Consider the following 1,766-nt stretch of genomic DNA (forward strand, 5'->3'; position numbering starts at 1 on the left):
TGTAAGCCTGTGAAGGTGAGTTGAGAAGCTTGCTGGAGGTATCAGAAGTGCGAATGCTGACATGAGTAACGACAATGCGAGTGAAAAACTCGCACGCCGAAAGACCAAGGTTTCCTGCGCAACGTTAATCGACGCAGGGTTAGTCGGTCCCTAAGGCGAGGCTGAAAAGCGTAGTCGATGGAAAACAGGTTAATATTCCTGTACTTCCGATTGTTGCGATGGAGGGACGGAGAAGGCTAGGCCAGCTTGGCGTTGGTTGTCCAAGTTTAAGGTGGTAGGCTGAGATCTTAGGCAAATCCGGGATCTCAAGGCCGAGAGCTGATGACGAGTTGCCTTTAGGCGACGAAGTGGTTGATGCCATGCTTCCAAGAAAAGCTCCTAAGCTTCAGACAATCGGGAACCGTACCCCAAACCGACACAGGTGGTTAGGTAGAGAATACCAAGGCGCTTGAGAGAACTCGGGTGAAGGAACTAGGCAAAATGGCACCGTAACTTCGGGAGAAGGTGCGCCGGCGAAGGTGAAGGGCTTGCCCCGTAAGCTTTTGCTGGTCGAAGATACCAGGCCGCTGCGACTGTTTATTAAAAACACAGCACTCTGCAAACACGAAAGTGGACGTATAGGGTGTGACGCCTGCCCGGTGCCGGAAGGTTAATTGATGGGGTTAGCGCAAGCGAAGCTCTTGATCGAAGCCCCGGTAAACGGCGGCCGTAACTATAACGGTCCTAAGGTAGCGAAATTCCTTGTCGGGTAAGTTCCGACCTGCACGAATGGCGTAACGATGGCGGCGCTGTCTCCACCCGAGACTCAGTGAAATTGAAATCGCTGTGAAGATGCAGTGTATCCGCGGCTAGACGGAAAGACCCCGTGAACCTTTACTATAGCTTTGCACTGGACTTTGAATTTGCTTGTGTAGGATAGGTGGGAGGCTTTGAAGTGGGGACGCCAGTTCTCATGGAGCCATCCTTGAAATACCACCCTGGCAACTTTGAGGTTCTAACTCAGGTCCGTTATCCGGATCGAGGACAGTGTATGGTGGGTAGTTTGACTGGGGCGGTCTCCTCCCAAAGAGTAACGGAGGAGTACGAAGGTGCGCTCAGACCGGTCGGAAATCGGTCGTAGAGTATAAAGGCAAAAGCGCGCTTGACTGCGAGACCCACACGTCGAGCAGGTACGAAAGTAGGTCTTAGTGATCCGGTGGTTCTGTATGGAAGGGCCATCGCTCAACGGATAAAAGGTACTCCGGGGATAACAGGCTGATACCGCCCAAGAGTTCATATCGACGGCGGTGTTTGGCACCTCGATGTCGGCTCATCACATCCTGGGGCTGAAGCCGGTCCCAAGGGTATGGCTGTTCGCCATTTAAAGTGGTACGCGAGCTGGGTTTAGAACGTCGTGAGACAGTTCGGTCCCTATCTGCCGTGGACGTTTGAGATTTGAGAGGGGCTGCTCCTAGTACGAGAGGACCGGAGTGGACGAACCTCTGGTGTTCCGGTTGTCACGCCAGTGGCATTGCCGGGTAGCTATGTTCGGAAGAGATAACCGCTGAAAGCATCTAAGCGGGAAACTTGCCTCAAGATGAGATCTCACTGGGATCTTGAATCCCCTAAAGGGCCGTCGAAGACTACGACGTTGATAGGTTGGGTGTGTAAGCGCTGTGAGGCGTTGAGCTAACCAATACTAATTGCCCGTGAGGCTTGACCATATAACACCCAAGCAATTTGCTAGCGCGAATTGCGGTGGTGAAGACGAAAGACCCGAAAGTTCG

General features: G+C 52.8%; 1 rRNA gene. It reads left to right on the forward strand.

Going from position 1 to position 1,766, the window contains the following annotated elements:
• Positions 1–1,703, forward strand: a 23S ribosomal RNA gene (locus ACF8K2_RS25910); the annotation flags it as partial.
• Positions 1,704–1,766 lie beyond the last annotated feature (63 nt).

It is taken from the genome of Pseudomonas sp. xss_2 (assembly GCF_043104195.1).
GTDB classification, from domain to species: domain Bacteria; phylum Pseudomonadota; class Gammaproteobacteria; order Pseudomonadales; family Pseudomonadaceae; genus Aquipseudomonas; species Aquipseudomonas urmiensis.